This window comes from Streptomyces sp. NPDC037301 (genome assembly GCF_055602785.1).
Map to the genome: position 1 here is coordinate 326,745 of NZ_JBVJWD010000003.1, position 25,158 is coordinate 351,902.

Annotated in this window: 23 protein-coding genes and 2 pseudogenes; 14 read left to right on the plus strand and 11 right to left on the minus strand. The window is 69.8% G+C overall.

Going from position 1 to position 25,158, the window contains the following annotated elements; genetic code table 11:
• Positions 1 to 137 precede the first annotated feature (137 nt).
• Both purN and purH read left to right on the plus strand, forming a co-directional pair.
• Positions 138 to 650: pseudogene (purN, locus tag ACZ7IB_RS07575) on the plus strand (phosphoribosylglycinamide formyltransferase); the annotation flags it as partial.
• Positions 637 to 2,190 (plus strand): bifunctional phosphoribosylaminoimidazolecarboxamide formyltransferase/IMP cyclohydrolase, encoded by a 1,554-nt coding sequence (purH, locus tag ACZ7IB_RS07580; RefSeq protein ID WP_470909989.1) that lies wholly within the window; start codon positions 637 to 639, stop codon positions 2,188 to 2,190. The pseudogene purN and the gene purH, both read left to right, overlap by 14 nt.
• 102 nt (positions 2,191 to 2,292) lie before the next feature.
• On the opposite strand, the gene ACZ7IB_RS07585 is transcribed toward purH, so the two are convergent.
• The gene (locus ACZ7IB_RS07585; protein ID WP_470909991.1) at positions 2,293 to 2,883 is read right to left on the minus strand and encodes a hypothetical protein; all 591 of its coding nucleotides are present in this window, start codon (positions 2,881 to 2,883) and stop codon (positions 2,293 to 2,295) included.
• Between the two features lie 238 nt (positions 2,884 to 3,121).
• Here ACZ7IB_RS07585 and ACZ7IB_RS07590 point away from each other — a divergent pair, with 238 nt between their 5' ends.
• The 5 genes and pseudogenes from ACZ7IB_RS07590 (at position 3,122) to ACZ7IB_RS07610 (ending at position 8,323) form a co-directional block, all read left to right on the plus strand.
• Positions 3,122 to 3,985, plus strand: a complete 864-nt coding sequence (locus ACZ7IB_RS07590) for a bifunctional methylenetetrahydrofolate dehydrogenase/methenyltetrahydrofolate cyclohydrolase (protein WP_470909993.1) — start codon at positions 3,122 to 3,124, stop codon at positions 3,983 to 3,985.
• 29 nt (positions 3,986 to 4,014) lie between these two features.
• Positions 4,015 to 4,710: a DUF3017 domain-containing protein gene (locus ACZ7IB_RS07595; protein WP_470909995.1), complete on the plus strand. Its 696-nt coding sequence runs from the start codon at positions 4,015 to 4,017 to the stop codon at positions 4,708 to 4,710.
• Positions 4,711 to 5,123: 413 nt separating this feature from the next.
• Positions 5,124 to 5,454: pseudogene (locus tag ACZ7IB_RS07600) on the plus strand (helix-turn-helix domain-containing protein); the annotation flags it as partial.
• A gap of 381 nt (positions 5,455 to 5,835) precedes the next feature.
• A complete protein-coding gene (locus tag ACZ7IB_RS07605; protein ID WP_470909996.1) occupies positions 5,836 to 6,825 on the plus strand; it encodes a malate dehydrogenase in 990 nt (329 codons plus the stop codon).
• A gap of 121 nt (positions 6,826 to 6,946) precedes the next feature.
• Positions 6,947 to 8,323, plus strand: coding sequence for a B12-binding domain-containing radical SAM protein (locus ACZ7IB_RS07610; RefSeq protein WP_470909998.1), 1,377 nt, complete (start codon positions 6,947 to 6,949; stop codon positions 8,321 to 8,323).
• A 33-nt stretch (positions 8,324 to 8,356) separates the two neighbouring features.
• Here the strand turns inward: ACZ7IB_RS07610 and ACZ7IB_RS07615 are convergent, their stop codons facing one another.
• Both ACZ7IB_RS07615 and ACZ7IB_RS07620 read right to left on the minus strand, forming a co-directional pair.
• Positions 8,357 to 9,091, minus strand: a complete 735-nt coding sequence (locus tag ACZ7IB_RS07615; RefSeq protein WP_470910000.1) for an isocitrate lyase/PEP mutase family protein — start codon at positions 9,089 to 9,091, stop codon at positions 8,357 to 8,359.
• Positions 9,092 to 9,149: 58 nt separating this feature from the next.
• Positions 9,150 to 9,665, minus strand: a complete 516-nt coding sequence (locus ACZ7IB_RS07620; protein WP_470910002.1) for a carboxymuconolactone decarboxylase family protein — start codon at positions 9,663 to 9,665, stop codon at positions 9,150 to 9,152.
• A 47-nt stretch (positions 9,666 to 9,712) separates the two neighbouring features.
• Here ACZ7IB_RS07620 and pdxR point away from each other — a divergent pair, with 47 nt between their 5' ends.
• Positions 9,713 to 11,116, plus strand: a complete 1,404-nt coding sequence (gene pdxR, locus ACZ7IB_RS07625) for a MocR-like pyridoxine biosynthesis transcription factor PdxR (protein ID WP_470910003.1) — start codon at positions 9,713 to 9,715, stop codon at positions 11,114 to 11,116.
• Positions 11,117 to 11,173: 57 nt separating this feature from the next.
• On the opposite strand, the gene ACZ7IB_RS07630 is transcribed toward pdxR, so the two are convergent.
• Together ACZ7IB_RS07630 and rocD are read right to left on the minus strand one after the other, a co-directional pair.
• Positions 11,174 to 12,037, minus strand: a complete 864-nt coding sequence (locus ACZ7IB_RS07630; protein ID WP_470910446.1) for a DMT family protein — start codon at positions 12,035 to 12,037, stop codon at positions 11,174 to 11,176.
• 295 nt (positions 12,038 to 12,332) lie between these two features.
• Positions 12,333 to 13,538: an ornithine--oxo-acid transaminase gene (gene rocD / locus ACZ7IB_RS07635; protein WP_470910005.1), complete on the minus strand. Its 1,206-nt coding sequence runs from the start codon at positions 13,536 to 13,538 to the stop codon at positions 12,333 to 12,335.
• A 240-nt stretch (positions 13,539 to 13,778) separates the two neighbouring features.
• Between rocD and trpS the strand changes: the two genes are divergently transcribed.
• Together trpS and ACZ7IB_RS07645 are read left to right on the plus strand one after the other, a co-directional pair.
• Positions 13,779 to 14,792, plus strand: a complete 1,014-nt coding sequence (trpS, locus tag ACZ7IB_RS07640) for a tryptophan--tRNA ligase (protein ID WP_470910008.1) — start codon at positions 13,779 to 13,781, stop codon at positions 14,790 to 14,792.
• Between the two features lie 119 nt (positions 14,793 to 14,911).
• Positions 14,912 to 15,502, plus strand: coding sequence for a 2'-5' RNA ligase family protein (locus ACZ7IB_RS07645; protein WP_470910010.1), 591 nt, complete (start codon positions 14,912 to 14,914; stop codon positions 15,500 to 15,502).
• Between the two features lie 18 nt (positions 15,503 to 15,520).
• Here the strand turns inward: ACZ7IB_RS07645 and ACZ7IB_RS07650 are convergent, their stop codons facing one another.
• Both ACZ7IB_RS07650 and ACZ7IB_RS07655 read right to left on the minus strand, forming a co-directional pair.
• Positions 15,521 to 16,351, minus strand: a complete 831-nt coding sequence (locus ACZ7IB_RS07650; RefSeq protein WP_470910012.1) for a decaprenylphospho-beta-D-erythro-pentofuranosid-2-ulose 2-reductase — start codon at positions 16,349 to 16,351, stop codon at positions 15,521 to 15,523.
• Between the two features lie 69 nt (positions 16,352 to 16,420).
• Positions 16,421 to 17,770 (minus strand): FAD-binding protein, encoded by a 1,350-nt coding sequence (locus ACZ7IB_RS07655; RefSeq protein ID WP_470910014.1) that lies wholly within the window; start codon positions 17,768 to 17,770, stop codon positions 16,421 to 16,423.
• 141 nt (positions 17,771 to 17,911) lie between these two features.
• Here ACZ7IB_RS07655 and ACZ7IB_RS07660 point away from each other — a divergent pair, with 141 nt between their 5' ends.
• Positions 17,912 to 18,841, plus strand: a complete 930-nt coding sequence (locus ACZ7IB_RS07660; RefSeq protein ID WP_470910016.1) for a YihY/virulence factor BrkB family protein — start codon at positions 17,912 to 17,914, stop codon at positions 18,839 to 18,841.
• On the opposite strand, the gene ACZ7IB_RS07665 is transcribed toward ACZ7IB_RS07660, so the two are convergent.
• Entirely contained in the window at positions 18,789 to 20,042 is a 1,254-nt protein-coding gene (locus ACZ7IB_RS07665) for a D-alanyl-D-alanine carboxypeptidase family protein (protein WP_470910018.1), read from the minus strand. The two genes, ACZ7IB_RS07660 and ACZ7IB_RS07665, sit on opposite strands and share 53 nt — an antisense overlap.
• A 121-nt stretch (positions 20,043 to 20,163) precedes the next feature.
• Between ACZ7IB_RS07665 and ACZ7IB_RS07670 the strand changes: the two genes are divergently transcribed.
• From ACZ7IB_RS07670 to ACZ7IB_RS07680, 3 genes are all read left to right on the plus strand, one after another.
• Positions 20,164 to 20,409 (plus strand): SCO4848 family membrane protein, encoded by a 246-nt coding sequence (locus ACZ7IB_RS07670; RefSeq protein ID WP_256103017.1) that lies wholly within the window; start codon positions 20,164 to 20,166, stop codon positions 20,407 to 20,409.
• Between the two features lie 29 nt (positions 20,410 to 20,438).
• The gene (locus ACZ7IB_RS07675; protein ID WP_470910020.1) at positions 20,439 to 21,710 is read left to right on the plus strand and encodes a metallophosphoesterase; all 1,272 of its coding nucleotides are present in this window, start codon (positions 20,439 to 20,441) and stop codon (positions 21,708 to 21,710) included.
• A 188-nt stretch (positions 21,711 to 21,898) separates the two neighbouring features.
• Entirely contained in the window at positions 21,899 to 23,455 is a 1,557-nt protein-coding gene (locus tag ACZ7IB_RS07680) for an ABC transporter substrate-binding protein (RefSeq protein ID WP_470910447.1), read from the plus strand.
• Between the two features lie 95 nt (positions 23,456 to 23,550).
• Here the strand turns inward: ACZ7IB_RS07680 and ACZ7IB_RS07685 are convergent, their stop codons facing one another.
• The 3 genes from ACZ7IB_RS07685 to ACZ7IB_RS07695 are packed head-to-tail and all read right to left on the minus strand — an operon-like array spanning position 23,551 to position 25,152.
• Positions 23,551 to 24,261: a TetR/AcrR family transcriptional regulator gene (locus tag ACZ7IB_RS07685; RefSeq protein WP_470910022.1), complete on the minus strand. Its 711-nt coding sequence runs from the start codon at positions 24,259 to 24,261 to the stop codon at positions 23,551 to 23,553.
• 23 nt (positions 24,262 to 24,284) lie between these two features.
• A complete protein-coding gene (locus tag ACZ7IB_RS07690) occupies positions 24,285 to 24,713 on the minus strand; it encodes a thiol-disulfide oxidoreductase DCC family protein (RefSeq protein WP_470910024.1) in 429 nt (142 codons plus the stop codon).
• 7 nt (positions 24,714 to 24,720) lie between these two features.
• Positions 24,721 to 25,152 (minus strand): hypothetical protein, encoded by a 432-nt coding sequence (locus ACZ7IB_RS07695; protein WP_470910026.1) that lies wholly within the window; start codon positions 25,150 to 25,152, stop codon positions 24,721 to 24,723.
• Between the last annotated feature and the right edge of the window lie 6 nt (positions 25,153 to 25,158).

Sequence of the window (25,158 nt, forward strand, 5' to 3'; positions counted from 1 at the left end):
CATCCCCTCCCCCCTCCCTTCGGCGTGCCCCCCCCCCCCCCCCCCCCCCCCCCCCCCCCCCCCTCCCCCCCCCCCCCCCCCCCCTCCCTCCCCCCCCTCCCCCCCCCCCCCCCCCCCCCCCCCCCCCCCCCCCCCCCCGCTCCGGCGTCGTCGGTCTGGAACGGGCGGAGCGCGCCGGACTGCCGACCTTCGTGTGCAGGGTCAAGGACCACGCCACCCGCGAGGAGTGGGACGCGGCACTCGCGGCCGCGACGGCCGAGCACCGCCCGGACCTCGTGGTGTCCGCGGGATTCATGAAGATCGTGGGCAAGGAGTTCCTCGCCCGGTTCGGTGGCCGGATCATCAACACCCACCCCGCCCTGCTCCCCAGCTTTCCCGGTGCCCATGGGGTGCGTGACGCACTCGCGTACGGCGTGAAGGTCACCGGGTGCACCGTCCACTTCGTCGACGACGGCGTCGACACCGGTCCGATCATCGCGCAGGGCGTGGTCGAGGTGGCCGAAGAGGACACGGCGGAGGGCGAAGCCGCTCTCCACGAACGCATCAAGGAAGTCGAGCGCAAGCTGCTCGTCGAGGCCGTGGGGCGGCTCGCCCGCGACGGCTATCGCATTGAGGGACGAAAGGTTCATCTCGGTCATGTCGGTGAATAAGCCCATCCGCCGCGCCCTGGTCAGTGTCTACGACAAGACGGGGCTCGAAGACCTCGCCCGCGGTCTGCACGAGGCGGGTGTCGAGCTGGTCTCCACCGGCTCCACCGCCGGGAGGATCGCTGCTGCCGGGGTGCCGGTCACCAAGGTCGAGGAGCTCACCGGCTTCCCCGAGTGCCTCGACGGCCGCGTCAAGACGCTGCACCCGCGCGTCCACGCCGGCATCCTGGCGGACCTGCGCCTGGACGCCCACCGCGAGCAGCTCGCCGAGCTGGGTGTGGAGCCGTTCGACCTGGTGGTCGTCAACCTCTACCCGTTCAAGGAGACCGTCGCCTCCGGTGCGTCCGCCGACGAGTGCGTGGAGCAGATCGACATCGGCGGCCCGTCCATGGTCCGCGCCGCGGCCAAGAACCACCCGTCCGTGGCCGTCGTCACCAGCCCCGAGCGGTACGCCGACGTCCTTGCCGCGGTCAAGGCGGGCGGCTTCGACCTGACCGCCCGCAAGCGGCTCGCCGCCGAGGCGTTCCAGCACACGGCCGCGTACGACGTGGCCGTCGCCTCCTGGTTCGCGGACGAGTACGCCGCCGCCGACGACTCGGGCTTCCCCGACTTCTTCGGTGCGACGTACGAGCGCAGCAACGTCCTGCGGTACGGCGAGAACCCGCACCAGCCCGCCGCGCTCTACACCTCCGGCACCGGCGGCCTGGCCGAGGCGGAGCAGCTGCACGGCAAGGAGATGTCGTACAACAACTACACGGACACGGACGCCGCGCGCCGGGCCGCGTACGACCACGCCGAGCCGTGCGTGGCGATCATCAAGCACGCCAACCCGTGCGGCATCGCGATCGCCGACGACGTCGCCGAGGCGCACCGCAACGCGCACGCCTGCGACCCGCTGTCGGCCTTCGGCGGTGTCATCGCCGTCAACCGTCCGGTGACCGTCGCCATGGCCGAGCAGGTCGCGGAGATCTTCACCGAGGTCATCGTCGCCCCGGCGTACGAGGACGGCGCGGTCGAGATCCTCGCCCGCAAGAAGAACATCCGTGTGCTGCGCTGCCCCGACGCCCCGACCTCCACGGTCGAGGTCAAGCCGATCGACGGCGGCGCGCTGCTCCAGGTCACCGACCGCCTCCAGGCCGACGGTGACGACCCGGCCAACTGGACCCTCGCCACCGGTGAGGCCCTCTCCGAGGACGAGCTGAAGGAGCTCGCCTTCGCGTGGAAGGCCTGTCGCGCGGTCAAGTCCAACGCGATCCTGCTCGCCAAGGGCGGCGCCTCGGTCGGCGTCGGCATGGGCCAGGTCAACCGGGTCGACTCCGCGAAGCTGGCCGTCGAGCGTGCGGGCGAGGAGCGGGCGCGGGGCGCGTACGCCGCGTCCGACGCGTTCTTCCCGTTCCCGGACGGGCTGGAGATCCTGACCGCGGCCGGCATCAAGGCCGTGGCCCAGCCGGGCGGTTCGGTCCGTGACGAGCTGGTCGTCGAGGCCGCGAGGAAGGCGGGCGTGACGATGTACTTCACGGGTACGCGGCACTTCTTCCACTGACCCGGCAGAACGACCGAAGGCCGTACCCCCGCCCACGTGCGGGGGTACGGCCTTCGTGTGATTCCGGTGCCGCGACGGCGGGCCGGCAGGCCCGCGGCCGGATCAGTACTGCGGCTGCTGCTGGCGGTTGAACCAGGCGTTGCCGTCGGCCCGCGCGACGAAGACGATGATCAGCACGGCGAGAACCGTGTGGACGAGACCGAAGATGACGAACGGGTAGATACCGAGAATCGCGGTGATCGCACCGAAGACGATCGCCGTTATGCGGATGCCGTTGGTCCCCTTGCCGAACTTCACGGCCAGGAAGACGGCGAAGACGCCCCACAGCACTGCGAAGACCACGATGCCCCACAGGGCACTGCCGGAGTAGTCGGCAAGCTGCTGAAACTGAACGTCGTCCTTGAGCGTCGCGTCGTTCTTCGCGGCGTTCACGGCCGCAGCGGCGATCGCGAAGATGATCGCGCCGATGACCTGCAGGCCGGTGATCACGTAGAGCATGACGCGGGCTGCCTTCACGCCGCCCGGCATCTCGGTGGGCGCACCAGGGAAGCCATAGCCGCCCTGTACCGACGGGGCCGCGGGATAGCCGCCCTGCTGCGGCACACCCTGCGGGGACTGCTGCGGGTAGCCGTACCCCGGCTGCCCGCCCTGCTGCTGCTGGCCGTAGGGGTTGTTCGGGTCGCCGAAGCTCATGGCGAATTTCCTCCGTTGCAAAAAGTGCGGGGACGACGCGGTCCGAGCGGAGGAAACATGCGCAATTAGTACGGTCTGTCCCCCCGACGCTGTCCGCGGTACTGCGCGGCTCATCGTGGTCCTGACAACGACTTTTTGTCCAGTCGATCGCCGTATGCGTTGTGCAAGCGCAATCTGATGGCCACCGTGGGCACCCAGAATTGGTATGCGGGCGGGGTCATCCGCGAGGATGGGCACTATGACTGCCCAGATTCTCGATGGCAAGGCCACCGCAGCCGCGATCAAGTCCGATCTCACCGTCCGCGTGGCGGCCCTCAAGGCGCAGGGCATCACCCCTGGCCTGGGAACCCTGCTCGTCGGGGACGACCCGGGCAGCCGGTGGTACGTGAACGGCAAGCACCGTGACTGCGCACAGGTCGGCATCGGCTCCATCCAGCGCGAACTCCCCGACACCGCCACCCAGGAGGAGATCGAGGACGTCGTACGGGAGCTCAACGCCGACCCCGAGTGCACGGGGTACATCGTGCAGCTTCCCCTGCCCAAGGGGATCGACACCAACCGCGTCCTGGAACTGATGGATCCGGCCAAGGACGCCGACGGCCTCCACCCGATGAACCTCGGCCGGCTCGTACTGAACGAGACGGGCCCGCTGCCCTGCACCCCGCAGGGCGTCGTCCAGCTGCTCCGCCACCACGACGTGGAGATCAACGGGGCACACGTCGTGGTCGTCGGCCGCGGTGTCACCATCGGCCGCTCGATCCCGCTGCTGCTGACCCGTAAGTCCGAGAACGCCACCGTCACCCAGTGCCACACCGGTACGCGTGACCTCTCGGCCCAGCTCAAGCAGGCCGACATCATCGTCGCCGCGGCCGGAGTGCCGCACATCATCAAGCCCGAGGACGTGAAGCCGGGCGCGGCCGTGCTCGACGTCGGCGTCAGCCGGGACGAGCACGGCAAGATCGTCGGGGACGTACACCCGGGCGTGGCCGAGGTCGCCGCCTGGATCTCCCCGAACCCGGGCGGTGTCGGCCCGATGACCCGCGCCCAGCTGCTCGTCAACGTGGTCGAGGCGGCCGAGCGCAACGCAGCCGACGCAGTCTGAGCCGGCTGACCCGATCCGGAAGGAACCCCATGGGTGCTGGTACGAGTCCCGCCGACCCGGCCGCCGAGGCGGACCGGACGTCTCCGGTGCCGTCGGACGCGGACGTGCCCGGTGCGGGCGCGGCGGATGAGGCTGCGCCGGATCGGGCTGCGACCCGTGAGGGTGCTGCTCGTGAGGGGACGGTCGTCCGGGCGGATGCGGACTTTGATGCCGACGCCGATGAGGACTCCGGCGACGCGGACCGGGGCGAGGACACCCGCCCGGAGGCTGCCGCTGCCGCCGGTCCCGGTAGCGGCGCCCCGGCCGGCGCACCGCACAGCGGTCCGCGTCCGTCGCGGAGGTTCCCGTCGTTCACCCGGGACACCGCGCGCCCCGAGGGCGGTGGCCGTGCCGCGTCCGGGGACGCGCCCGCCCCGGCCCGGCAGTGGCCGCTGCTCGCCGTGCTCTGCACGGCCGGGATCGGACTGCTGATCGTGGCCGTCGACCCCTTCGCAGAGGCCTTCAGGATCGGCACGATGCTGATCGGTGTGGCCCTCATCGGGGGTGCCGTGCTGCGTGTCGTGGTCCCGTCGGTGGGCATGCTGGCGGTCCGTTCCCGCTTCACCGACCTGGTGACGTACGGGTTGCTCGGCTTCCTCATCGTGATGCTCGCGCTGGTGGCGCAGCCCAAGCCGTGGCTGGATATTCCGTTCCTGGAGGACGCGGTCCACTTCACGATCCGCTGAGGCCGTCCGTACAGCTACAGCTACAGCTACGGCGCGCGGCTTGAGGACGGTGTCCGTCCCCTCCCCCGAGAAGGGACGGACACCCGAGGGCGGGGGCAGCCACCGAAACGCAAGCGTTCCGGATTGTGGTGACTTGAGCGGCCTTGCCCCCGTCCTGGCTTCAGCCTCGTGGACGGCGAAGACCGCTACAAGGGAACCCTGTGGCCTGTGGCACGGAAGTGACCATTCCGCCACTGTGTGATCGCCCCGCAACGTGTTCGGCACGCATCGGTGGCGCCGGGGGCGTGCGCGGGTGCGCCCCGAGTCCCGAACACCCCTGTGCGCCCCGTCCGCTGGAACTGCCGCCCTGCGTTCGTGCGTACTCCTGGGTAGTCCGGAACGGAAGAAGAACCGGATCCGGGCAAGGGGAAGCAATGCCTCGTTGGAAGGCGCTGTCGGATGAACTCGATCCACAGATCAGGGAGTTCGCCGGCCAACTGCGCAGGCTCGTCGACCGCAGAGGGCTGAGCATCGCCGCGGTGGCCGACCGTACGGGCTACAGCAAGACGTCGTGGGAGCGCTATCTGAGCGGGCGTCTGCTCGCGCCCAGAGGAGCGATCGTCGCTCTCGCCGAGGCGACGGGCACCAATCAGGCGCATCTGACGACCATGTGGGAGCTGGCGGAGCGGGCATGGAGCCGTTCCGAGATGGGCCAGGACATGACGACGGAGCCCATCCGGATCCCCCGGGCGCGTGCGTCGCTCCCGCCGGTCCCGCAGCAGCCCCCGCACCGGACCGGAGACGGGGGAGTGGACCGCTGTGGCGGCGGCCGCAGACGACTGGCCGTGCTCCTCGTGGTGGCGGTCGGTGTGCTGCTCGTACTGGCCGGGGCGGTGCTGCTGACCGGAGCGGGGCGGTGACGGCGATGACGGGACGGCCCACCATCGAGCGACCGTCTCCCGGGTGAGCGGATACGGCCGGGTGAGCGCTGTGTGACGGGTTGTGTGCGGTGCCACAGGGGGCCGGGCGGTCGGGGGGTTCCGGGTCGGATAGCCTGATCGCTGGATATCTCTTCACGTCAAGATTCAGGGATGTCCAGCACCAGGGGCAGGGACCCCCACCGCCAGCTGTCTAACGGAGATCGCCATGACCCGCACTCCCGTGAATGTCACCGTGACCGGCGCAGCCGGCCAGATCGGCTACGCGCTGCTCTTCCGCATCGCCTCCGGCCACCTGCTCGGCCCGGACGTGCCGGTCAACCTGCGCCTCCTGGAGATCCCGCAGGGGCTGAAGGCCGCCGAGGGCACCGCGATGGAGCTCGACGACTGCGCCTTCCCGCTGCTGCGCAACATCGAGATCACCGACGACGCCAATGTCGGCTTCGCCGGTGCCAACGTGGCCCTCCTGGTCGGCGCCCGCCCGCGTACGAAGGGCATGGAGCGCGGCGACCTGCTCTCCGCCAACGGCGGCATCTTCAAGCCGCAGGGCAAGGCCATCAACGACAACGCCGCGGACGACATCAAGGTCCTCGTCGTCGGCAACCCGGCCAACACCAACGCGCTCATCGCGCAGGCCGCCGCCCCGGACGTACCGGCCGAGCGCTTCACCGCGATGACCCGCCTCGACCACAACCGCGCGATCTCGCAGCTGGCCGCCAAGACCGGTGCCGCCGTCTCCGAGATCAAGAAGCTGACGATCTGGGGCAACCACTCGGCGACCCAGTACCCGGACGTCTTCCACGCGGAGGTCGCCGGCAAGAACGCCGCCGAGCTCGTCAACGACGAGGCGTGGCTGGCCGACACCTTCATCCCGACCGTCGCCAAGCGCGGCGCCGCGATCATCGAGGCCCGTGGAGCGTCCTCGGCCGCCTCGGCCGCCAACGCCGCCATCGACCACATCCACACCTGGGTCAACGGCACCGCCGCCGGCGACTGGACCTCCATGGGTATCCCGTCGGACGGCTCCTACGGCGTGCCCGAGGGCATCATCTCGTCCTTCCCGGTCACCACGAAGGACGGCAAGTACGAGATCGTCCAGGGCCTGGACATCAACGAGTTCTCCCGTACGCGCATCGACGCGTCGGTGCAGGAGCTCATCGAGGAGCGCGACGCGGTTCGCGAGCTCGGCCTGATCTGATCCGTTACGCCCTCCGAGGCGTACACCACCGCCCCCGGCAGCAGTCGCCGCCGGGGGCGGCCGCGTCGGTACGTGGCCGTGGCCGGGAACTGACCGCCCGGCTTCCCGAGTCTGGGCTGTCATGCGCGTGACGATGATTCTTCCGGCCCTGACCGAGGCGACCAGCCCGTTGTTCCGGCCCATCAAGTACTCGCTCTTCCCGCCGCTCGGCCTGGCGACCCTCGCCGGCTACCTGGACCCGGACGACGAGGTGACACTCCTCGACGAGCATGTCGAGCGGGTCGACATCGAGACGCTCGACAGCCCCGATCTGCTGGTCGTCCAGCCGTACATCACCTCCGCCCGGCGCGGCTACGAGATAGCCGACCACTTCCGAGCCCGCGGCGTCCACGTCGCCATGGGCGGCCTCCATGTGACCTCGCTCCCGGATGAGGCCGCGGCACATGCCGACACGATCTTCACCGGGCCGGGGGAGGACACCTGGCCGCTGTTCCTGAAGGAGTTCCGGGACGGTGTGCCGGGCCGCAGGTACGACTCGAAACTGCGCACCCTGGCCGGACTGCCGCCCGTGCGACGGGACCTGATCAAGCGGCATCTGTATCTGGTGCCCAACTCGATCGTCGTCTCGCGCGGCTGCCCGCACCACTGCGACTTCTGTTACAAGGACGCCTTCTTCGAGGGCGGCAAGTCCTTCTACACCCAGGCCGTGGACGACGCGCTCGCCGAGATCGAGCGGCTTCCCGGCAGGCATCTGTACTTCCTCGACGACCATCTGCTCGGCAACCGGCGCTTCGCCGAGGCGCTCTTCGACGGGATGGCCGGAATGGGGCGGCTCTGGCAGGCGGCCGGCACCGTGAAGTCCGTACTCCAGCCGGATCTGCTGGAGCGTGCCGTGGACGCGGGGCTGCGCAGCCTGTTCGTCGGCTTCGAGACCGTCAACAGCGCGAACCTCGCCGAGCGGCGCAAGGACCAGAACATCGGGAAGGACTACGCGGCCGCCGTGCGCCGCCTTCATGACGTCGGTGTCATGGTCAACGCCAGCTTCGTCTTCGGGCTCGACCACGACGGCCCGGACGTCTTCGACCGTACGGTGGAGTGGGCCGTCGAGCAGGGCATCGAGACGGCCACCTTCCACATCATGACGCCGTATCCGTCCACCGGCCTGTGGAAGCAGATGGAGGCCGAGGACCGGATCGTCCACCGGGACTGGGACCTCTACGACACCCGCCATGTCGTCTACCGCCCGAAGGGAATGAATCCGCGTCAGCTGGAGGACGGGTACTGGCGTGCGTACCGGGACTTTTACCGGTGGTCCAACATCTGGCGCGGTGCGGCCGCCCAGCCGGGCACGCATGAGCGGCTCAGGCATCTGGCGTACGCGGGCGGCTGGAAGAAGTTCGAGCCCGCCTGGGACGCCCTGATCCGCTCCCGCAACGTGGTGCGGGCCATGCCGATGCTGGAACGGACCCTCGCGGCCTTCGGCGGCAGACAGGCCTGAGCGTGCGGGGCAACCGTGCGCGGCCCGGGGTGCCTACCCCTTCCGCAGCTCGTCCGCGATCTCGCGTACGGCCGCCATGGCCCGGCGCTGCAGCCCGGGGCCGAAAGTGATCCGGTCGGCGCCCAGTTCCCCCAGCCGGCGCGGGGTCGGGCCGTCCGGCCGGGCAAGGGCGTTGAGCGGGGCCGGGACGGCGGCGGCCAGCCGGGGCAGGGCCTCGGGCGGAGCCGCGATCGGGTAGACGCAGTCCGCGCCCGCCGCCACGTACAGCAGGGCGCGGCGAACCGTCTCCGCTTCCTGGTCCGTGCCGTCGGGGACGCCGTGGACGTATGTGTCGACGCGGGCGTTGACGAAGAGCCGGTCGCCCGCGACCGCCCGTACCTCCGCCAGCCGGTCCGCCTGCCTCTGGGCATCGACGAGGGTGCCGTCGGCCGAGTCCTCCAGATTGCAGCCGACGGCTCCGGTGTCGAGGAGGCGTTCCACGAGTTCCTCCGGCGCCAGTCCGTAACCCGCCTCGATGTCCGCCGAGACGGGGACGGCGGCCGGGACGGCGCGCACGATCCTGGCCACGGCCGCGAACATCTCGGCGGCGGGCGTCGCCCCGTCCTCGTAACCGAGCGAGGCCGCGACCCCGGCACTGGGTGTGGCGAGCGCCGGGAAGCCCGCATCGGCGAAGACGCGGGCGCTCGCCGCGTCCCACGGACCGGGGACGATCAGCGGATCGCCGGGGGCGCGGTCGTGGTGCAGGGCACGGAGGACGGATGCGGTCATCGCGGGGCTCCCGGGGGTGTTCCGACGCAGGGGCGGGCGGGGTGCGGGGCGTGCCGGGTCAGTGCTTGACGTCGCCCGGCGTGTAGTGACCGGGGACCATGCGGGTGGTCACGGCGAACCGGTTCCAGGCGTTGATCGTCGTGATCGCGGCGATGAGGTGGGCGAGCTCGGTCTCGTCGAAGTGCTTGGCGGCTTTCTCCCACACCTCGTCCGGCACGAAACCGTCGGTCAGTACGGTCACCGCCTCGGTCAGCTCAATGGCCGCGATCTCCTTCGGCGTGTAGAAGTGCTGCGACTCCTCCCACGCGCTGAGCTGGACGATCCGCTCGATGGACTCGCCCGCCGCCAGTGCGTCCTTGGTGTGCATGTCGAGGCAGAACGCGCAGTGGTTGAGCTGCGAGGAGCGGATCTTCACCAGCTCCCCGATGACCGGGTCGAGGCCCCTGCGGGATGCCGCGTCCAGCCGGACCATGGCCTTGTAGACATCGGGGGCGAGCGCGGCCCACTGCTGCATACGAGGGGTGTGCTCGGGGTTGAGTCCGGAGGTCGGGTGGCTGTGCTCGTTCGTCGTCATGGGTACGACGTTACGGTGAAGATGGCGCAGCGGTATGGTCCATTTCCATGACGGATTCCTGGGCCACTTTCGGCGCCGACCTGCATCTGGAGACGACGGGTGCGGCGGGGCTGCGGGCCGGGCTCATGGACGCCCTGCGCGAGGCCGTACGGACGGGGCGACTGGCGCCCGGCACCCGGCTGCCGTCCTCCCGCAGCCTCGCCGTCGACCTCGGCATCGCCCGGAACACCGTCGCCGACGCGTACGCGGAGCTGGTCGCCGAGGGGTGGCTCACCGCCCGGCAGGGTTCGGGGACCATGGTGGCGCGGCGGGCCGAGCCGCGCCGGACGGCCACCAGGGCGACACGCTCCCGGCCGGTGCGCTCGCGGCCCGCCCACAACCTGCTGCCCGGGTCGCCCGACCTCTCGACGTTCCCGCGCGCCGACTGGCTCAAGGCGGCCCGTCGCGCCCTGACCGCCGCACCCAACGACGCCTTCGGATACGGCGATCCGCGCGGGCGCATCGAGCTGCGCGCCGTCCTCGCCGACTATCTGGCCCGCGCCCGCGGTGTGTACGCGCATCCGGAGCGGATCGTGATCTGTGCCGGTTTCGTGCAGGCGCTGAAGCTGATGGGGACGGTGCTGCGCAAGCGGCGGGTGCGGGAGGTGGCCGTCGAGTCGTACGGACTGGACGTGCACTGGAAGCTGCTCGCGGACGCCGGGCTGCGCATGCCCTGTCTGCCGGTCGACGGACTCGGGGCCAGGACCGGTGAACTGGCCGGGCTGCGCGGCGTGGGCGCGGTCCTGATGACGCCCGCGCACCAGTTCCCGACGGGGGCGCCGCTCCATCCCGACCGGCGGGCCGCGGCGGTCGACTGGGCGCGCGGCACGGGCGGCCTGATCCTGGAGGACGACTACGACGGGGAGTTCCGCTACGACCGGCAGCCGGTCGGTGCGCTCCAGGGCCTCGACCCCGAACGCGTCGTACACCTGGGAACGACGAGCAAGTCGCTGGCGCCGGGACTGCGGCTGGGGTGGATGGTGCTGCCGGAGAACCTGGTGGGGGAGGTGGCCGAGGCCAAGGGGCTGAGCGATTGGTCGTCGAGCGCGCTGGAGCAGCTGACGCTTGCGGAGTTCATCGAATCGGGTGCGTACGACCGCCATGTGCGCTCGATGCGGCTGCGCTACCGCCACCGTCGCGACCAGCTCGTCGCGGTGCTGGCACAGCGGGCGCCCGATGTCCGGATCAGCGGTATCGCCGCCGGACTGCACGCCGTGCTCGAACTCCCGGAGGGCAGCGAGCCATCGGTGATGCGGGCGGCCGCCTGGCAGGGGCTGGCACTGGAGGGGATCTCGCGCTTCCGGCACCCGGAGGCGCCGCCGGGGCGCGACGCTTTGGTCATCGGCTACGGGACACCGACCGACAGCGCCTGGGCGGGCGCACTGGACGCACTCTGCCGGGTGCTGCCGTAGCCCCCGCCGTCGTACGGCAGACGGCAGTCCGACGACAGGACCGAGTACACCCAGGTCCTACAGCGTTCCGGGGAAGGTCGGTTCGGCCGGTCCGGGGGTGTCCGCCGGGGCCTCGCCGAACCGGGCCAGGGCCAGCGCTCCCACCACCGCCACCACGAAACCGGCGACCGCCAGCCAGACCAGGCCCTCGCGGGTACGGTCCCCGAGCCAGATGACGCCCACCAGCGCCGGGCCGATCGTCTCGCCGAGCACCATGCCGGCCGTGGCCGTCGTCACCGAACCGCGCTGCAGCGCCGACGTCAGCAGCAGGAACGCCGAACCGCCGCCCAGCAGCAGGGCGTACCCGGCCGGGTCGGCGAGCAGCGCAGACGGGGACATGTCGTTGATCAGCCGGACCGTGACCTCCACCACCCCGAAGCCGCACCCCGCGCCGAGCCCCAGAACGAGCGCCCGCGGCCTCTCCGGTAGGCGTCCGGCTGCCGCGCCGATCAGCAGAATGCCGAGGGAGATCCCCAGCATCGTCCAGCCCAGGGCCGCCGGACCGGTCCCGTGGCCCTCACCGCCGGAGGCGAGCCCCAGCATGCCCAGGCCCGCGCAGACGACGCCGACCGCGGTCCATTCGACGCCGCTCAGCCGCACCTTGAGGAGCCGGGCGGCGACTACGGCGGTCACCGCGAGACTCGCGGCCAGGGCGGCGCCCACCGCGTAGATCGGCAGGGACCGCAGGGCGATGATCTGGAGGACGAAACCGCAGCCGTCGAGGGCGAGTCCGGCGGTGTAGCGCCACTGGCGCAGGGCGCGCAGCAGCAGCGCCGGATCGACCCCCGCGTCCGACCCCGGCTGGGCGGCGGCCCGCGAGGCGACGGCCTGGAGGACGGAGGCCGTACCGAAGCAGACGGCGGCGCCGAGCGCGCAGATCATCCCGATGAGCACACAGGGACTGTACTTGTGGCCGTTCGGTGCACCGGCTTTCGGTCGTAACCCGCAGCCGTTTTGTCTGATAACTAGCCCAATGGCTTGGTTTGTTGGCTTGATTCATGAATTATTCGCGGGAATCGCGCGGGTGTGGATCACGAGGGGGCAATGTCTGCCGGTTCCGGTCTCGTCGTACATGTCGTCGAGTGGTGGTCGCACGGTCATGGACGAGTACGCCCGCTTCCTGCCCCACGTCATCCTCTGGATCCCGGCCCGGCGGCCCGGCGACCGCCGACGGAACTCAGCCGCGCAGGACGCCGCGGAGCTGCTCCAGCCCCCAGTCCAGGTCCTCCTTGCTGATCACCAGCGGCGGGGCGATCCGGATCGTCGAGCCATGGGTGTCCTTGACCAGCACCCCGCGGTCCATCAGCTTCTCGGAGATCTCCCGGCCGGTGCCGTGGCGCGGGGCGATGTCGACGCCCGCCCACAGCCCGCGGCCCCGTACCGCCTCCACCGCGCCCGCGCCCACCAGCAGCCTCAGCTCCTGGTGGAGGTGTTCGCCCAACTCGGTGGCCCGCTGCTGGAATTCGCCGGTACGGAGCATCGCGATGACCTCCAGCGCGACCGCACAGGCAAGGGGATTCCCGCCGAACGTCGAACCGTGCTCACCGGGCCGGTACACCCCGAGCACATCCTTCGACGAGACCACCGCCGACACCGGGACCACACCGCCGCCCAGCGCCTTGCCGAGCACATACATGTCCGGCACGACACCCTCGTGCTCACAGGCGAAGGTCTTCCCGGTCCGGCCCAGGCCCGACTGGATCTCGTCCGCGATGAACAGCACATTCCGCTCACGGGTGAGTTCACGTACCCGGGGGAGATAGCCGGGCGGCGGCACCAGTACCCCGGCCTCGCCCTGGATCGGCTCCAGCAGAACCGCCACGGTGTTCTCGGTCATCGCCTCCGCGAGCGCGGTCAGATCCCCGTACGGCACGATCTCGAACCCAGGCGTGTACGGACCGAAGTCCTCCCGTGCCTCCTGGTCCGTGGAGAAGCTGATGATCGTCGTCGTCCGGCCGTGGAAGTTGTTCGCGGCGACGATGATCTTCGCCATGCCGTCCGGGACGCCCTTCACCCGGTAGCCCCACTTGCGGGCGGTCTTGACCGCGGTCTCCACGGCCTCCGCCCCGGTGTTCATCGGCAGCACCATTTCCATGCCGCACAACTCGGCGAGCTGTGTACAGAAATCGGCGAACCGGTCGTGGTAGAAGGCGCGCGAGGTGAGGGTCACCCGCTCCAGCTGTGCCTTGGCCGCGTCGAGCAGTCGCCGGTTGCCGTGGCCGAAGTTGAGCGCCGAATATCCGGCGAGCATGTCGAGGTAGCGCCGGCCCTCGACATCGGTCATCCAGGCTCCGTCCGCCGAAGCGACGACGACGGGCAGCGGATGGTAGTTGTGCGCGCTGTGCGCCTCGGCGGAGGCGATGGCAGTTTCCGTGGTCGACACGGGATCTCCGTTCGTCGTGCGGCGTGGGCGGAGGGTGGTGCCCACTTTGTATCGTCGGTCGGAACCCTGGTGAGGAAACCTTCAATTCACGGCGCGCCCGTCCGCGCCGTCCACCGCCCGCAGCCGTCCCGCCGGCCCGGCTGTGTTCCCCGTCTCATCCACGGCGGTGCGTGTCCTGCGTCCGCACACCTTCCGCACCGCCTGCCGGAGATCGGTTCCGTACCTGAGACAATGGGTCGCATGGCCTCTGAACGCCCCCGCGTGCTCTCCGGAATCCAGCCCACCGCAGGCTCGTTCCACCTCGGCAACTACCTCGGTGCGGTCCGCCAGTGGGTGGCGCTGCAGGAATCCCACGACGCCTTCTACATGGTCGTGGACCTGCATGCGATCACCATTCCGCAGGACCCCGCGGAGCTGCGCGCGAACACCCGGCTCGCCGTCGCCCAGCTCCTCGCCGCCGGTCTCGACCCGGAGCGCTGCACGCTCTTCGTCCAGAGCCATGTCCCCGAACACGCCCAGCTCGGCTGGATCATGAACTGCCTCACCGGCTTCGGCGAGGCGTCCCGCATGACGCAGTTCAAGGACAAGTCCGCCAAGCAGGGGGCCGACCGCACCACGGTCGGTCTCTTCACGTACCCGATGCTGATGGTGGCCGACATCCTGCTGTACCAGGCCGACCAGGTCCCGGTCGGCGAGGACCAGCGCCAGCACCTGGAGCTGACCCGTAACCTCGCCGAGCGGTTCAACGGCAGCTACGGCGACACGTTCACCGTGCCGGACCCGTACATCCTCAAGGAGACGGCGAAGATCTACGACCTTCAGGACCCGTCGTCGAAGATGAGCAAGTCGGCGGCCACCCCGAAGGGCCTGATCAACCTCCTCGACGAGCCGAAGGCCACCGCCAAGAAGGTCAGGAGCGCGGTCACCGACACCGACACGGTCATCCGATTCGACCGGACCGAGAAGCCCGGGGTCAGCAATCTGCTGACCATCTACTCCACGCTGACCGAAACTGGTATCGCGGATCTGGAGCAGAAGTACGAGGGCAAGGGCTACGGTGCGCTCAAGACCGACCTCGCCGAGGTCATGGTCGAGTTCGTCACACCGTTCCGCACCCGCACCCAGGAATACCTGGACGACCCGGAGACGCTGGACTCGATCCTGGCCAAGGGCGCGGAGAAGGCCCGCTCCGTCGCGGCCGAGACCCTGGCCCGGACGTACGACCGGATGGGCTTTCTGCCCGCGAAGCACTGAGTTCAAGGACCCTGGCGGTTTCGCGGCCGCAGGCGTCACACTGGCGACGGGAAGTTGATCCGGTGGATGGCTGAAAACCGGCCATCGACCATCGACCATCGAGGATTGAGGAGAACGACGTGGGGACCGTAACGCTCGGCGTTTCGATCGCGGTCCCGGAGCCCTACGGCAGCCTGCTCCAGGAGCGGCGCGCGAGCTTCGGGGATCCTGCCGCGTACGGCATTCCCACCCACGTCACGCTCCTCCCGCCGACCGAGGCCGAGGCGGCCGACCTGCCCGCGATCGAGGCGCATCTCGCGCAGATCGCCACGGGCGGCCGCCCCTTTCCGATGCGGCTGGCCGGCACGGGGACCTTCCGGCCCCTCTCGCCGGTCGTCTTCGTCCAGGTCGTCGAGGGGGCCTCGGCCTGCTCGTGGCTGCAGAAGCGGGTCAGGGACTCCTCCGGGCCGCTGGTGCGTGAGCTCCAGTTCCCGTACCACCCGCATGTGACCGTGGCGCACGACATCGCCGAGCAGGCGATGGACCGGGCGTACGAAGAGCTCTCCGACTACGAGGCCGCTTGGACCTGCGCTTCCTTCGCGTTGTACGAGCAGGGCCCGGACGGCGTCTGGCGCAAGATCAACGAGTTCCCGTTCGGTGCCGGGGACGGCGCGCCCGCCGTGCCCGCGCAGGGCGGCTCCTGCGTGGACGAGCCCTCCCTGCACCCTTGAGCGCCTGGCGGGCCCTCTTCACTCCTTGAACGCCCCGGCGCCCGAGGGCCAGACCGGCAGGCGCCGGAACAGCGGGCGCGGTACATGCCGCAGTGCCGACATCACTACACGCAGTGACCCCGGCACCCACACCGTCTCCGAACGCCGCCGCAGACCCGTCACGATCGCCGCCGCGACCGCGTCCGGAGTCGTTGCGAGCGGCGACGCCTCCAGCGGTGCAGCGGCGAACCGTGCCGCGGTGAGCCGCGGCGTCGCGGGCCGGGCCGCCGTTTCTGGCCGTACGACGCCGGGGCGTACGACCATCACATGCACCCCCGTGCCGTACAGCGCGTCCCCCAGCCCCTGTGTGAACGCGTCCAGGCCCGCCTTGCTGGACCCGTAGATGAAGTCGGCACGGCGGACGCGTTCGCCGGCCACCGAGGACAGCACCACCAGCGAGCCGTGTCCCTGTGCCTGGAGTGCTCCGGCGCACACCAGCCCGGCGGAGACGGCTCCCGTGTAATTCGTCCGGGCGACCCGGACCGCGGAGAGCGGCTCCTCCTCGTCACGCTCCTGGTCGCCCGCGATACCGAAGGCGAGGAGCACCATGTCGATGTCGCCCTCGGTGAAGATCTTGCCGAGGGCGGTCTCGTGGGACTCGGAGTCGAGGGCGTCGAAGTCGACCGTACGGACGTCGGCGCCGCGTGTGCGCAGTTCGGCGGCGGCCGACTCCAGTCCGGGCGAGGGGCGGCCGGCCAGCCAGACGGTACGGGTCCGGCGGGCGATCAGCCGGCGTGCGGTGGCGAGAGCGATCTGGGACGTGCCGCCGAGAACGAGCAGGGACTGCGGGGCACCGAAGGCGTCCTTCACGGAAACACTCCTTGCGGACGAGGGGGGTGAGCGGGACGAAGGAGGGCGAGAGGCGGAAGACCGCAGCGGTCAGAGTGACAGGCGGCGCGACAGGTCCGAGCGGAAGGCCCCGTTCGGGTCCAGCTCGGCGCGCAGCGACCGGAATTCGGCCAGCCGTGGATACATCGCGGCCAGCGTCTGAGGCCGCAGCCGGGAGTCCTTGGCCAGGCAGACCCGGCCGCCGGCCTCCGCCACCTCCTCGTCCAGCGAGTCCAGGAACCCGGCCAGGCCCGGCAGCGCGGCGGGCAGATCGAGGGCGAGCGCCCAGCCGGGCATCGGGAACGACAGCCAGCCCGGGTCGCCTTCGCCGAACCGTTTGAGCACGGCGAGGAACGACGGGCAGCGCCGCTGGGAGATCCGGCGCACGATCCGGCGCAGTGTCTCCTCCTGTCCGTGCCCGACGACGAACTGGTACCGCACGGATCCGCCGCGCCCATGGATCCGGTTCCAGTGCGGCAGGCAGTCCAGGGGATGGAAGAACGCGGACAGCTCCTGGAGCTCGCCGATGCGGTATCTGGGGGCGCTGCGGTAGTGGAGCTCGTTGAAGATGGCGACGGAGGTACGGCCGAGCAGCCCTTCCGGTACGAGCGCGGGTGCGACCGGCAACTGTCCCGGGCGGAACGCGAGCGGTGTGCGCCGGGCGCGCGCCGGGAGCGCGTACCGGGGTACGTGCTCCCCTCGAGTGAGTACGGAGCGCCCTGTCGCCCGGCCGCGGGCGAGGAGATCGATCCAGGCGGCCGAATAGCGGTAGCGGTGGTCCCCGGCGGAGAGCCTGGCCAGCAGGTCGTCCAGGTCGACGGTCCGTTCGGTGTCCACCGACATCCAGGAGCTGGTGACACGGTGGCACCGGAGCGTGGCGGAGAGGATCACACCCGTCAGACCCAGGCCGCCCGCGGTCGCGTCGAAGAGATCGGTGCCGGGCCGGACCGTACGGATCTCGCCCTCGGCTGTCAGCAGCTTCAGCTCCTGGACGTGCCGCGAGAAGGAACCGGAGAAGTGATGGTTGCGGCCGTGGATGTCGGCGCCGATCGCGCCGCCCACGGTGACATGACGGGTGGCCGGTGTGACGGGGACGAACCAGCCGAGCGGAAGCAGTACTTCCATCAGCCGGTGCAGGCTGGCCCCGGCGTCGCAGACCACCAGGCCGGTCCCGGCATCGATGGTGCGGATCCGGTTCAGCGCGGTCATGTCGAGGACGGAGCCGCCCGCGTTCTGTGCGGCGTCGCCGTGGGACCGGCCGAGCCCCCGGGCGATGGAACCGCGGGGTCCGCAACCGCGTACCGTCGCCGCCGCCTCCTCGTACGTACGGGGGCGGAAGCGCAGGGCGGTCGTCGGGGCGGTACGGCCCCAGCCGGTCAGGGACACGGTGTCGACAGACATGGTGGTGACCGTATCGCCCGAGAAAACCCTTTCGAGGGATTTGTTACAACACTCACCGATATGGGTGATTGGGGAAGTGGCAGCCCGTACGGCAGCGAAGGGGATGCCGGTTTTCCGTGCCCGGGAGGGTAGTCGTACGTCATGGACTGGCTGAAAAACCTCCCTGTCATCGGGCCGATCGTCTCCCGGCTGATGGCGACGCACGCCTGGCGCTCGTACGAGACGCTGGAACGGGTCCACTGGGCCAGGCTCGCCGCCGCGATCACCTTCATCAGCTTCCTGGCGCTCTTCCCGCTGATCGCGGTCGGTGCGGCGATCGGTGCCGCGCTGCTCTCCACCGAGCAGATCCACAAGATCGAGGACAAGATCGCCGGGCAGGTGCCGGGCATCTCCGACCAGCTCGGCATCAGCAATCTTGTCGCTCACGCGGGCACGGTCGGGCTGGTCGCCGGTGCGCTGCTGCTCTTCACCGGCATCGGCTGGATCGGCGCGATGCGGGGCTGTCTGCGCGCCGTGTGGGGCATGGACGACATGGACCTGGGCAATCCGGTCATCCGCAAACTCAAGGATGTCGGGCTGCTCTTCGGTCTGGGCGGGGCGGCGCTCGTGACTCTCGCCGTCTCCTCGGCCGGTTCCGTCACCGTCGGCCGGACCGCCGGTCTGCTGGGCATCTCGGACCGGGGTGCGGGCGGTGTGGTGCTGCAGGTGGCCGCCTTGGTCGTGGCGGCCCTCGCCGACTTCCTGCTGCTGCTCTATCTGCTGACGCTGCTGCCCGGGGTCGAGCCCCCGCGGCGCAGGCTGCTGGTCGCTGCGGCGATCGGCGCGGTCGGCTTCGAACTTCTCAAGCTGCTGCTCGGCAGCTATGTGAAGGGCGTCGCGTCGAAGAGCATGTACGGCGCCTTCGGGGTGCCGGTCGCGCTGCTGCTGTGGATCAACTTCACGGCAAAGCTGCTGCTGTTCTGCGCCGCCTGGACGGCGACGCGGAACAGCAAGGACACCGAGAAGGACTCCGCCGTCGTCAGCGACGAGGAAGGCGGCGCACCAGGTCCGGCAGCGGCCAGCGCCGGTTGACCAGGAACACCCCGCCGGCCAGCAGCGCCAGGACGCCTCCGGCGATTCCCAGCGCGATCCATACGCCCCCGTTGCCGCCGTCGGCGGCAGCGGCCTCGGTGTTGTGCGAGGGGCCGTTCCTGCCCTTGTCCTTCTCGTGCGCCGCCGCGGGGCCCTTCCCGGTGCCGGTTCCGGTGCTGGCGGACTTCGGGGGTACCAGTTCGCCGACCGGGGTCACCTTGCCGCTCGCGGCGAAGCCCCAGTCGAGGAGGCTGGCGGCTTCCTTGTAGACGGCGTGGCGCTCAGTGGACGACGGGTTCATGACGGTGACGAGCAGCACCTTGCCGTTGCGTTCGGCGACACCGGTGAAGGTGTTGCCCGCGTGCGTGGTGTAGCCGTTCTTGACCCCCGCGATGCCCTTGTACGGGTCGACGCCGTCCGCACCGGTGAGCAGCCGGTTGGTGTTCTGGATCTTGAAGCTCTCGCGCTTCCCTTTCTTCTCCGCGCCGGGGAAGTCCGCCTCGGCCGTCGAGCAGTACTCCCGGAAGTCCGCCTTCTGCAGCCCGCTGCGGGCGAACAGCGTCAGGTCGTACGCGCTGGAGACCTGATCGGGCGCGTCGTAACCGTCGGGCGACACCACCTTCGTGTCGAGCGCCTGCAACTCCACGGCGTGTGCCTGCATGTCGGCGACGGTCTTGGGGATGCCGCCGTACATCGAGGACAGCACATGCACCGCGTCATTGCCCGAACGCAGGAACACCCCGAGCCACAGGTCGTGGACCGTATAGCTGAGGTGTTCCTTGACGCCGACCAGGCTGCTGCCCTCGCCGAGATCGGCGAGGTCCTCCTCCTGCACCGTGTACGTCCGGGTCTTCGGCTGCAGTCCGGGCATCACGGTGTCCGCGAAGAGCATCTTCAGGGTGGAGGCGGGGGGCAGCCGCCAGTGCGGGTTGTGCGCCGCGAGGACCTCGCCGTTCTCCGCGTCCGCGACGATCCAGGACCTGCCCGTGAGGTCCTTGGGCAGTACCGGGGCGCCGACCCCCAGCTTGACCTGCGTGCCGGTCCGGCCCAGCAGCTCGCCACCGACCCGGGACATACCGGCGGGTGGCTTCGGCCGGTTGGCGGGGGTGTCCTTGTCGACCGCCAATGCCGGACTGATGGCAAATGTGGACAACAAGGCGGCAGAGGTGACCGTCAACGCGATCTTTTTCAGAGCAGGCACGGTCGGAAACGTACAGGGTGAAGATATGAATGTGGGTACGGATGGCTTGACCCGCCGTGTGTACCGCCGGGACAGCCCACCCCGGGCGACTTCGCCGGAGCGCGGCGGAGATACTGGGGCCATGAAGCTCAGCCGCCCCGTCTCCTGGTTCCTGCTCGCTTTCGGGGTGTGGAGCTGGTTCATCTGGATCACTTTCGTCAAGAACCTGTGGAAGGACGGCAGCGGACTCGCCTTCGACGACGCGGGTGACCCGACTGCGTACTTCTGGGTGCATCTGTTGCTCGCCATCACGTCCTTTCTCCTGGGGACGGCCGTTGGTGTGATCGGGTTCCGTGGGGTCAGGGCCCTGCGCCGCGAAGGTGCATAACAAGCCGTACGACGGGCGGGGGAGCGCAAGTGGCAGTGGCCGGTCTCGCAGTGACGGCAGTCGTGGTGCTCGCGCTGCTCGTCGGCGTGCACCGCTATCTGTGGCGCCGCTTCGTCGGTGACACGACGGCCGAGGGCAGCGCCCTGCGCAGAACCGGCACGGTGGCCGCGTACCTCCTGCCGCTGCTGAGCATCGGCGCCCTGGTCTCCGGCCGTACGGGTGCGCCCTTCTGGCTCCAGCGGGTGCTGGCCTGGCCGGGGTACCTGTGGCTGGCCGCGCTGCTGTATCTGACGCTGGCTCTGCTGGTGGGCGAGGCGGCACGGCCGATTCTGCGACGGGTGCTCGCGGGCCGGGCGAACGAGTCAAGCCGGTCGAATCGTCCCGCGGTGACGAAAGTGCTCACGCCCGAGGCCATCGGCGCCCCCGCAGCGGACATCCGCGTCGCCGATGCCCCCGCCGCAGACACCCTCGCCGTCCCCACGCGCCGTCTGTTCGTCGCACGGGCCGTCGGGGGCGCCGCCGCCGTCGCCGGGCTCGGCACGGTCGGCTACGGCACGTACGGCGTGCTGCGCGGGCCGCGGATCAAGCGGATCACCGTCCCGCTCGCCAAGCTGCCCCGCTCCGCGCACGGCTTCCGGATCGCCGTCGTCAGCGACATCCACCTCGGCCCGATCCTCGGCCGCGCCCACACCCAGCGGATCGTCGACACGATCAACCGGACCCAGCCGGATCTGGTCGCCGTCGTCGGGGATCTCGTCGACGGAACCGTCGCCGACCTCGGTCCGGCCGCGGAGCCGCTCGCGCGGCTGAGTGCCCGCCGGGGCAGCTTCTTCGTCACCGGTAATCACGAGTACTACTCCGGTGCCGCCCAATGGGTTGATCATGTACGGGAATTGGGGCTTCACCCTTTGGAGAATGCCCGGGTCGAGATCGACGGATTCGATCTTGCGGGCGTCAATGACATTGCCGGGGAGAGCGAGGGGAAGGGGCCCGACTTCGATCGCGCGCTCGGTGACCGGGACCGCACCCGCGCCGCCGTCCTCCTCGCCCACCAGCCCGTCGTCATCCACGATGCCGTCGCCCACGGCGTGGACCTCCAGCTCTCCGGCCACACCCACGGGGGCCAGCTCTGGCCGGGCGATCTCATCGCCGAGTTGGCCAATCCCACGGTCGCCGGGCTCGACCGCTACGGCGACACCCAGCTGTACGTCTCCCGTGGCGCGGGCGCTTGGGGGCCGCCCGTACGGGTCGGCGCACCCTCCGACATCACCGTCGTGGAGCTCGCCTCCCGGCAGGCCTGACACTCCGTCGATGGCCTGTTACGGATCTTGTTGATCTACCCAAGGTTTCAAGTGCCGAACAAAAGGCCATGAGCCCCACTTTTACTCTTCCAGATGTGAAAATCGTGTGATTGGCTGAGCGCGAACATGCGGTGATGTGCGTGTCTGAGCGCAACGCCGAGGTGGGGCTGGTAAGGGAGAGCACGGCAATGCGGTCGATCCGGCTACGGATTCTCGCGATTCTCGCGGTTTTGGTCATCGCAGGCGTCGGCGCCTGGCAGCTGCTTCCTTCGGACGAGGTGAAGAAGGACCCGATCACGGTCGGTACGACGGACGCGGTCACCTCGCTCGACCCGGCGGGTGCGTACGACGCCGGTTCCTGGGCGATGTACAGCAACATCTATCAGTCCCTCATGACGTTCAAGTCCGGGGCGATCGTCCCCGAACCCGACGCCGCCGAGAGCTGTGGGTTCATCGGCCAGAAGCTCCAGACGTACCAGTGCAAGCTGCGCGACGATCTGTTCTTCTCCAACGGTCGTAAGATGACCGCCGCCGATGTCAAGTACTCCATCGAGCGCATGATCAGGATCAAGACGGATGTCGGTCCGTCGGTGCTGTTCCCGAGCCTCAAGAGCGTGGTGTCCGAGGGCCGCACCATCACCTTCAACCTCTCCTCGCGCGATGCGACCTTCCCGCAGAAGCTCGCCACGGGAGCCGGTTCGATCGTCGACCGCGAGTCGTACCCGCCGAACAAGCTCCGGGCCGGAAGCACGGTCGACGGCTCGGGTCCCTACATCCTGACGTCGTACCGGCCGAGCGCCACCGCCGAGCTGGTCCCCAACCCCCGGTACAAGGGTGCGCTGAGCAAGACCGGCGTCCCGGTCACCGTGCACTACTACAAGGGGTCGGAAGCGCTCCTGGCGGCCTGGAAGTCCGGGCAGGTCGATGTGACGCACCGCCAGCTGCCGCCTGCCACGCTCGCCGAGCTGAACCCCGGCGACCCCGATCTGCGCGTCACCGAGGCGGGCAGCGCCGAGATCCGCAATCTCGTCTTCAACGTCCGCGACGGTTCCCCGTTCGCCGACAAGAAGGTCCGGCAGGCCATCGCGTCGCTCATCGACCGTGGGCCGCTGGTGACCGATGTCTACAAGGGCACGGTCGAACCGCTCTACTCGCTGATCCCGCAGGGCTACATCGGACACAGCACACCGTTCTTCGACGCCTATCCGTCGCCCGATCCCGCGCGCGCGAAGAAGCTCCTGGAGCAGGCCGGCGTGCAGACGCCGCTGCACTTCACCTTCGGCTACCGCGGCGGCGACGAGGCGTACGCGAACGAGACCGCGGAGCTGCGCAGGCAGCTGGAGGCGGGCGGCCTGTTCAAGGTCACGGTCAAGGCCGTCGAGTGGACGAAGTTCCAGAAGGAGTACGCGGCCGGCAAGTACGACGCGTACACCGTCGGCTGGTTCCCCGACTACCCGGACTCCGACACTTTCAGCCAGCCGCTGGTGGGCCGCACCAACAGCCTCCACAACGGCTACACCAGCAAGAAGATGGACGCCCTGATCGGCGCCACGCTGCAGTACAGCGACCGCAGCCGTACCTCGGCGGACTTCAAGGAGCTCCAGGCGCTGGTCGGTGAGGATGTGCCGCTCGTGCCGCTGTGGCAGAAGAAGGACTACGTCGTCAGCACGACCGATGTCTCCGGTTCGCAGTACCTCTCGGACGGCACCGGCCTCTGGCGGCTGTGGGAACTGAGGCGGATCTGACGGTCCGCCGCGCCGGACCCGGCGCGTACGACAGGATCCGAGGGGCGGTCGTCCCGGTACTGCCGGGAGGCCGCCCCCCCCTGCCTGGGGCCTGCCTAGGTCCGACGCTTCGCTGCGCCGGGCAGGAACTCCTCCAGCACCTCGTGAATCTGCCGCACCAGAGGTCGCAGCACCCGGAACCGGGAGAGTGCGATGGCGCGGGCACCGATCGGGGCGGAGCGCTCGACCAGGCGGCGGCTGCGTTCGGTGTGCTCCGTCCGGTCGTACACCCAGTAGAGCACCAGGCCCATCTGCATCAGCCACATCAACTGCGGCAACAGCTCCGCCAGTTCGGGATCGGTCTTGGCGTCCGAGCCGGCCAGGCACCGCCGGTGGATGGAGATCGCCGCCTCGCGGGCCGCGACCGAATCCGCCGAGAACGGGCTGAGCGGGCTCTCCGGGTCGGCGGCGTTCTTGAAGAACTGGGCGGCGAAGCGGTGGTACGGCTCCGCCACGTCCAGCCACGTGAGCAGGACCCCGCGCATCCGCACCGCGAGGTCCTTGTCGCCGTCCAGGACCGGCTGGACCGCCGCTTCGTGCTCGGCGGCGAGCCGGTCGTAGAAGCCCTGGACGAGGTGTTCCTTGTTCGTGAAGTAGTAGTAGGCGTTCCCGACGGAGACGCCGGCCTCCTGGGCGATGGCCCGCATCGTCGTCTTGTCGTAGCCGCGTTCCTGGAAGAGCCGGAGCGCGGTTTCGAGGATGAGTGTGCGGGTCTGCTCGCTCTTGGGAGCCTTGACTTCCTTCACGTCCTTCGCTTCCTTCACCACAGTCCCGAGGGTATCCGCCCCGATCAGTCCCCGGATCCGGGGACCGTACAGGCACTGTCCCCGTCGCCGCACGGTGTCGCGGTCAGCGACCGGTACTTCGCGGCGGCGAGCACGGTCGCCCGGGCGAACGGGCGGCCCGCCGGGGTGGTCAGCCAGTGGGATCTGGGCCGGTGTTCGGCCAGCGCCCAGAGGCAGACGATCCATGCGTCGGTCCCGCGGTAGATCTGCCCCCGGTCGCCGATCACGGTGATCTCGTCGAGTGTCCCGGCGTGGTCGAGTCCGGGGAAGCGGCGTCGTGCCTCGTCGGAGGTCGCCGGGACGAGGTCGAGCGGGACGAGCTGACGCTGCTTCACCAGCCACTGGCGCAGATGGACGCAGAGCGAGCACTGCGCGTCGTACAGCACCGTGAGGCGTTCGACGGGCAGCCGCTGCCCGCCTGTTCCGGCCGTCATGGCGCGCTCAGGCCTTGCCGGCGGGTGCAGCCCACGGGCCGTTTCCCGGGCCCGTCCAGCCCTGCGGCGGTACGGGCGGGGTCTGCTCACGCTCCATCAGGCCCCTGCGGCGGATCTTGTTGAGCACATAGACGTTGCCGAGGTGCAGCACGCCGAGGACGAGCAGGACGACGCCGAGCTTCACCGACAGTGCCTCGAAGAGCCCGCGGGCGTCGGCGACCCCGTCGTCGTTCCTCAGATAGAGGGTGACGAAGCCCAGGTTGACCAGGTAGAAGCCGACCACCAGCAGGTGGTTGACGGCATCGGCGAGTTTCTCGTTCCCGTGCAGCACATCGGCGAGGAACACCCTGCCGTTGCGGCTGAGCGTGCGCGCCACCCAGACGGTGAGTGCCACGCTGATCAGCAGGTAGATGACGTACGCGACAACAGTGAGGTCCATGCCCCA